Origin of the sequence: Salimicrobium salexigens (assembly GCF_900156705.1) — a bacterium.
Taxonomy (GTDB): domain Bacteria; phylum Bacillota; class Bacilli; order Bacillales; family Halobacillaceae; genus Salimicrobium; species Salimicrobium album.
This window is the reverse complement of sequence record NZ_FTOK01000013.1, coordinates 36,677-43,604: the sequence shown is the minus strand read 5'-3', so window position 1 is coordinate 43,604 and position 6,928 is coordinate 36,677. Positions and strand designations below refer to the sequence as shown.

Here is a 6,928-nt window from a genome sequence, read left to right as displayed (position 1 = left end):
CCCTTACCACCTTTACCTTAAATGCTTTACTATACTTGGACATAAAAACACCCCGGAAGTTAGATTTTTTACTCTAACTTCCGGGGTGCACTACCGTTCCTGCGGGTCTTTCTCTCCTGACAGAATCTCAGCAATGTTTTCTATCCGTCTGTAAGCTTCGGACTGTTTGCTGTTACATACGGCTGCGAAATAATACTCTTCTTCCTTGATAATAGTGGCAAAAATCTTTTCTTCCGTGTTCTGCAGGTTGAAAAGTTCCTGATCATACAGCTGTTTGAACTTTTTCTCGTTTGTACTATTCACCCAGGATCACCTTCCTCCCGTCCTTTTACCTGATACTTACCGGCTGCTGTTACCGGCAGATTCTTCTACTCTGCAGTAGGGACACTGGAGGTGGATGATTTTTCTGTCTATAACTGTTTCCTCGAAATCAGTCTGGCATTGAATACACGTCATCGCTCGTACCTTGTAACTCAAAATGAACAATCCTCCTGAATTCGTAACAGGTATTACGCTGTTAATGTAACCATACCCTAAATAACAGATAATACATTCATAATTACGAACATTTATTATTAAAATTCAACATTGTAACAAATCATGACTTTAGACCTAATTCGTGCATATTAATTGAACTTTCTAATAACATCATAACATTAACTCTTCCTCCCGAAAACCTTACCTCCTCTTCCGCCTTCACGGTTACACAAAACAAAAAAACACCTGTTCCTACAGGTGTTTCTTCCCGGTTATTTTTCTTCCTCTATAGGAAGAAATTCGAAAATCTCTCCGGATTCTATGGAATCTGCAAGACGTTCCAGCCACTTACAATACTTACGGTATTCTTCGAGCTGATTGTAGTCTTTGCGCGCCCTCTCCTTCAGTTCTTCTTCCGTACTTTCGTCATCGATGACTTCCTGAAGCTTCTCTTCTGCATATTCGATTGCGGATAAATTCAATTTCGCTTCTCTTTCCCACTTGTTGCCAAAAAAATGAGAAAAATATTTAAAAAAGTTCTTCTCAGCCGTAAAAGCGTCCTTACGGGAGCCTTTCTGCCAGACTTTCTTTACGATGCTCACTTCCTGAAGATTACGGACGGCTATGCTCATACTCGGCTTACTCATTCCGAGATCATCCTTCATATCGTCCAAAGTCATAGGCTGATGTTTAAAATACATCCGTGCAAACAGCCGGCCCGTTGACGGGGTGATACCGTACAGGTCCATCGTTTCGGCAATGGAATCGACGACGGCCCCTTCCGCTTCCTCAATCAGTGCTTCCGAATCCTTTTCCACCGGGAACCACTCCTTTTATTTCATTTAAAGTATTTAATATTAACTAAAATATAACACAAATTAAAATCAGGGACCTGTAAAGTAGCCCCTGATTTTAGTAATTTCCTTATTTCTTTTCTGGTTAAACTTTAACTGTTCCTGCATCTGCCGGATGTACGCCGTGCTTATAATAGTCTACATACTCGGGCTCAAGCGGTTTTTTGCCGCGGATGATGTCTGCAGCCTTCTCGGCGAGCATCAGTACCGGAGCATGAATATTTCCATTCGTTACGTACGGCATAGCGGAAGCATCGACCACCCGGAGGTTGTCGAGTCCGTGAACCTTCATCGTTTCCGGATCGACGACGGCCATAGGATCGGATTCCGCTCCCATTTTCGCTGTACAACTTGGATGCAGAGCCGTTTCTGCGTCTTCCGCCACCCAGTTCAGAATTTCTTCTTCCGTCTGTACCGACGGTCCCGGCGAAATCTCTCCGCTATTGTAAGGTTTCATGGCAGGCTGGTTCATAATTTCACGCGTGACGCGTACTGCTTCCACCCATTCACGTCTGTCCTGTTCAGTGGAAAGGTAGTTATAAATCATGCTTGGATGCGCTTTTGGATCGTTGGACTGTATTTTCAGGGAACCGCGGGCATCCGAATACATCGGTCCGATGTGTACCTGAAAACCATGTTCCACCGGTGCTTTTTCACCGTCGTACCGGACGGCGACCGGAAGGAAGTGATACATAAGGTTCGGATACTCCACGTCTTCGTTCGACCGTACGAACCCTCCGCCTTCGAAATGGTTCGTCGCAGCAGGTCCTTGACGTTTCAGCAGCCACTGCAGACCGATCCACGGCATGTTTTTCAGTTTGAGACTCGGCTGCTCGGAAACCGGCAGCGGGCAGCCGTGCTGAATATAGACTTCCAGGTGATCCTGCAGGTTCTCACCCACTCCCGGAAGATTCACTTTCGGCTGAACGCCGACGGAACGGAGATGTTCAGGATCGCCGACTCCGGAAAGCTGAAGCAGCTGAGGAGTGTTGATCGCCCCGCCTGAAAGTATGACTTCTCCAGCGGATACGTAGTGTTCTTTCCCGTTCCGCTTATAAGTAAGTCCCCGTGCTTTTCCATTTTCAATATCGATGTGCTGAACGAAAGAAAGGGTCCGGACCGTGAGATTCTTCCTGCGCATTGCAGGACGAAGGTAAGCGCGGGAGGTGGACATCCGCCGCCCGTTATAGACGTGCTTATCAAACGGACCGAAACCTTCCTGACGGAATCCGTTCACATCCGGAGTTCTCGCATGCCCCGCCTCTGAAGCAGCTTCGAAAAAAGCCTGGAATAACGGACTCGTCGCAGGTCCGCGTGTCAGTTTAACCGGGCCGTCATGACCACGGTATTCATCACTCTTATCGGAATCGATTGTATTCTCCAGCCGTTTGAAATAAGGGAGGCAATGGGCGAAGTCCCACGTATCCATCCCTTCGTCCGCTCCCCAGCGCTCATAGTCTTTAGGGTTACCGCGCTGGTAAATCATTCCGTTTATGGAACTGGAACCGCCTAACACTTTACCACGGGCATGCTTGATTCTGCGTCCATTCATGTATGGTTCCGGATCCGATTCATATTTCCAGTCATAGAGGGATTTCCCTGCCGGAAACGGTAAAGCCGCCGGCATCTGGATCAGCAGATCCCACGGATAGTCACTGCGCCCGGCTTCCAGTACAAGTACGCTTTTCGTTCCATCTTCACTCAGCCGGTTCCCAAGAATCGAACCGGCACTTCCTGCTCCGATTATTACAATATCGTATGCTTCACTCATTTTGATAACCTCCCTGTTATTTGAACCAGTGAATCGGTTCAGGTTTCAAGTTTCTGTATATATGTTTCGTTTCTGTATATTCTTCAAGTCCCGGTTTTCCGAGTTCACGGCCGATACCGGACTGTTTGTAGCCGCCCCATGGCGCCTGAGCAAAGTACGGATGGAAATCATTGATCCATACTGTTCCCATGCGCATTTTGGCAGCTGCACGTTCCGCCTTATCGATGTCTGTAGTGAAAACGGCTCCTGCCAGTCCGTAAATGGAGTCATTCGCAAGAGTCACCGCTTCTTCCTCAGAACGGAAACGCTCCACCGTAAGTACCGGTCCGAAGATTTCTTCCTGCACGATTCTCATATCAGATGTACATTCCGTAAAAATCGTCGGAAGATAGAAGAAGCCGTTCTGAAGCTCATCCTCTTCCGGCCGTGCTCCGCCGGTAACTATCTTCGCACCTTCCTGTTTACCGATTTCCACGTAGCTTTCCACTTTCCCGCGATGTTCTGCGGAAATAAGGGGTCCTGACTGTGTATCGTCTTCGAAACCGTCACCGAGCCTGATACGCCCTGCTCTGTCCGCCAGTTCCTTAACGAACTCATCATGGATCGAATCTTCCACAATAAGACGAGCTCCTGCTGAACAGACCTGACCGGCGTGGAAAAACGCGGCGTTCAGAGCCTGGTCGACAGCTGTCTCAAAATCAGCGTCGGCGAACACGACGTTCGGGTTTTTACCACCGAGTTCAAGAGCGATTTTCTTCATGTTACCGCTCGCCTTCTGCATCACTTTCTTCCCGGTTTCGATACCGCCGGTAAAGGAAATCAGATCGACGCTGTCGCTTTCTGCCAGCTCATTGCCGACCGTAGCCCCGTCGCCGAGCACCAGGTTGACGACACCAGCCGGGAACCCGGCTTCTTCCATCAGCTCCGTCACTTTGACAGTGGTGAGTGGCGTTATTTCACTTGGCTTGATTACGATTGTGTTTCCGGCTGCAAGAGCGGGAGCGATTTTCCACGAAGCCTGAAGGAGCGGATAGTTCCACGGGGTAATCTGCCCGCACACTCCGACCGGTTCCCGGACGATTCTGCTCTGACTGTCCGGAATCGGGGACTCGATCATCTCTCCGCCGTCCTTGTCGGCGAGACCGGCGAAATACCTGAAGACTCCGGCTATATCGTCCATGTCCTCCCGGCTTTCTTCTACTGTCTTGCCGGTATCAAGAGTTTCCATCCTGGCAAGTTCTTCTCTGTCCCGTTCAATCAGTTCCGCTATACGCAGCACTTTTTCTCCTCTGTCTGCTGCAGGAGTCGATGCCCACTCCCCATTATCAAAAGCCTCGCGTGCTGCAGCGATCGCTATTTTGGCATCTTCTTCGCTTCCGTCTGCCGCTTCGGCGATCACTTCCTGATTGTAAGGATTGATGATTTCTCTCGTTTTTCCGGAACGGGCGTCCACCCAGTTTCCGTTAATATACATTTGTTTCATTTTCGCGCCTCCTTTTTAACGTTTATTTTATTTAATTATTTTTAAACGTTTTTAACAATTTTCATGCTAGCACATGATTTTTTAGTTGTAAACCGGAGCCCGCTAAACTTTTCTTATTGGAGAAAGGAAATTCAGAGTCTTTTCGGAGCCTTTAATGAAAGGAACGATTTCCGGGAGCCTGAACTTTTCCCATTTCCTATGTAAAGCCTTCCATGTCCTATACATGGAGAAGGATTTTTCTGAAATTCTCTCTATCCCTTGTCTTTGTAGCTATGAGGCCGGTTTTGTCCCGGGAGCGGAGTTGACATTATTTTATGGTACGTTACAGTAATACGTGTTGGTTGTTTAATAATTATTAAACGTTTTAAATTAATTAAGCGACACGGTACCGTCGTAAGCTTTACATCCGGAAACATACACACTACACATAACAAATACTTGCAAAGGAGTGGTTTCGTGCAACCGCAACCATCTGAAACACCAGAAGGGAAGCAGGATAAGAAAAATAAAAATTATGAAAAAGCAGGAACGTTCGGATTTCTGGGGTTACTTCTCGGAGTAGCCGTCTATGTAGGTTTTACGGGGAACAACGTCAACTGGGGCGCCCTCATTTTCATGTTCATCGCCTACGCTATCATCTTCTACATAGGCTCCATTACAGCCGGGAAAAAATCAGACAGTGCCAAAGATATGATGGTCGCCGGTCGGGCGATGCCGTTATGGATCGCCATGTTCACGATGACGGCCACCTGGGTCGGCGGCGGTTACATCGCCGGTACGGCTGAGTCGACATTCGCCTCCGGTATCGTCTGGGTCCAGGCTCCGTGGGGTTTCGGCCTGAGTCTGATTATAGGCGGGGTTTTTTACGCCCGAAAAATGAGAAGATATGAATTCACGACAATGCTCGATCCGCTCGAAGCCCGTTTCGGTAAAAAAGTGACCGGTGTCCTTTACCTGCCTGCACTGCTTGGAGAACTTTTCTGGAGTGCTGCGATTCTGGTAGCGTTAGGATCCACGTTCGGACTGATTCTTGGTATAGACTTCACGACTTCCATTATCGTTTCGGCTCTCATTGCAGTAGCCTACACGTTTGTCGGCGGTATGTGGTCGGTCGCGCTCACCGACGTAGCGCAAATCATCATGATTATCGTCGGTATGTTCCTCGTCGTGCCTTTCGCTCTTGCAGAAGTAGGCGGACTCGGTCAGGCATGGGGAGCTTATAAAGAAGGTATGGCCGGATTTACGAACCTGATTCCACCTCTCGACGGCTGGAATCATCCGGACTGGGGAAACCAGTACTTCTACTGGTGGGACTCTGCCCTTCTTCTCATTTTTGGAGGTATTCCGTGGCAGGTCTATTTCCAGAGAGTACTTTCATCGAAAAATGAAAACACCGCTATGTGGTTATCCATTGCGGCAGGTGTATTCTGTATTATCCTTGCAGTACCGGCCGTTATGCTCGGTGTAGCAGGATTCTCGGCCGACTGGGCAAGCTACGGTATTGAAGGACCGGCTGCTTCTTCCGATATTCTCGCCTACGTCATCAACTATATGGCTCCTTATCTCGTAGCTATTGTGGCTCTCGGTGCCGTGGCGGCTGCAGTTATGTCCTCCATGGACTCATCTATTCTATCTGCTTCTTCCATGGCAGCGTGGAATATTTACCGTCCACTGATTAAACCGAAAGCCGAAGGAAAAGACATTAAGCGCGCTATCCGTATCTCTATCATATTGATCGGACTGGCAGCGACAATGGTCGCACTCAACATCGACAGCGTGTACACGCTCTGGTATCTGTGTGCCGATCTCGTCTACTGCGTACTTTTCCCGCAGCTCACGACAGCCCTTTTTGATAAAAAAGCGAACACGTACGGCGCGCTCGCCGGACTCGGTGTATCGTTCTTCCTCCGTATCGGGGGCGGGGAACCGGCGCTCGGACTCCCGGCTTTCCTTCCTTATCCGATGGTGGAAGACGGGGTCGTCCTCTTCCCGTTCCGGACGCTCGCTATGGTCGCCGGGTTACTGACGATCATCATCGTCTCCCGTCTTACTCAGAAATCATGCCCGCCTCAGCCGCTTCGCAAGCTGAAAACGGAAATGGCGGAAGAATAATGAAAACAGGCAGTTCCTTCGAGGGAGCTGCCTGTTTTTTGCAGGGGTGAACGGGCGTTTCGTGACCTTGGGAGCTTCTTTAGCGCTCTGAAGGTAACGATTTACCGGTAATCCTTACTTTCGGGAAGTCGATTGTCTCCTGAAGGGAACGATTCGGTCATTTGCGTGCCGTTCACCGGCACAAAAAGGCCCCGAACGTCACGAATATAAAAAAATTGCAACGGAAACCGG

At 48.8% G+C, this 6,928-nt stretch carries 6 protein-coding genes; 1 reads left to right on the top strand and 5 read right to left on the bottom strand.

What is annotated here, in order from left to right:
* Positions 1 to 90 precede the first annotated feature (90 nt).
* The 5 genes from BW931_RS12335 to betB all read right to left on the bottom strand — a co-directional run bounded on the left by BW931_RS12335 (position 91) and on the right by betB (position 4,585).
* The gene (locus tag BW931_RS12335; protein WP_076572671.1) at positions 91 to 303 is read right to left on the bottom strand and encodes a hypothetical protein; all 213 of its coding nucleotides are present in this window, start codon (positions 301 to 303) and stop codon (positions 91 to 93) included.
* 36 nt (positions 304 to 339) lie between these two features.
* Positions 340 to 477, bottom strand: a complete 138-nt coding sequence (locus tag BW931_RS13575) for a hypothetical protein (RefSeq protein ID WP_159435713.1) — start codon at positions 475 to 477, stop codon at positions 340 to 342.
* 272 nt (positions 478 to 749) lie between these two features.
* Entirely contained in the window at positions 750 to 1,295 is a 546-nt protein-coding gene (gene cudC / locus BW931_RS12330; RefSeq protein WP_076572670.1) for a choline uptake/conversion transcriptional regulator CudC, read from the bottom strand.
* Between the two features lie 121 nt (positions 1,296 to 1,416).
* Positions 1,417 to 3,102 (bottom strand): choline dehydrogenase, encoded by a 1,686-nt coding sequence (betA, locus tag BW931_RS12325; RefSeq protein WP_076572667.1) that lies wholly within the window; start codon positions 3,100 to 3,102, stop codon positions 1,417 to 1,419.
* A 16-nt stretch (positions 3,103 to 3,118) separates the two neighbouring features.
* Positions 3,119 to 4,585, bottom strand: coding sequence for a betaine-aldehyde dehydrogenase (betB, locus tag BW931_RS12320; RefSeq protein WP_076572665.1), 1,467 nt, complete (start codon positions 4,583 to 4,585; stop codon positions 3,119 to 3,121).
* 456 nt (positions 4,586 to 5,041) lie between these two features.
* Between betB and BW931_RS12315 the strand changes: the two genes are divergently transcribed.
* On the top strand, positions 5,042 to 6,697 hold the full coding sequence (locus BW931_RS12315) for a high affinity choline transporter 1 (RefSeq protein WP_084193937.1): 1,656 nt from the start codon (positions 5,042 to 5,044) through the stop codon (positions 6,695 to 6,697).
* The last annotated feature ends 231 nt before the right edge of the window (positions 6,698 to 6,928 follow it).

Excerpts from the sequence above, each read along its gene's own strand:
- betB (WP_076572665.1), bottom strand. The coding sequence starts at position 4,585 with ATGAAACAAATGTATATTAACGGAAACTGGGTGGACGCCCGTTCCGGA.
- betA (WP_076572667.1), bottom strand. The coding sequence starts at position 3,102 with ATGAGTGAAGCATACGATATTGTAATAATCGGAGCAGGAAGTGCCGGT.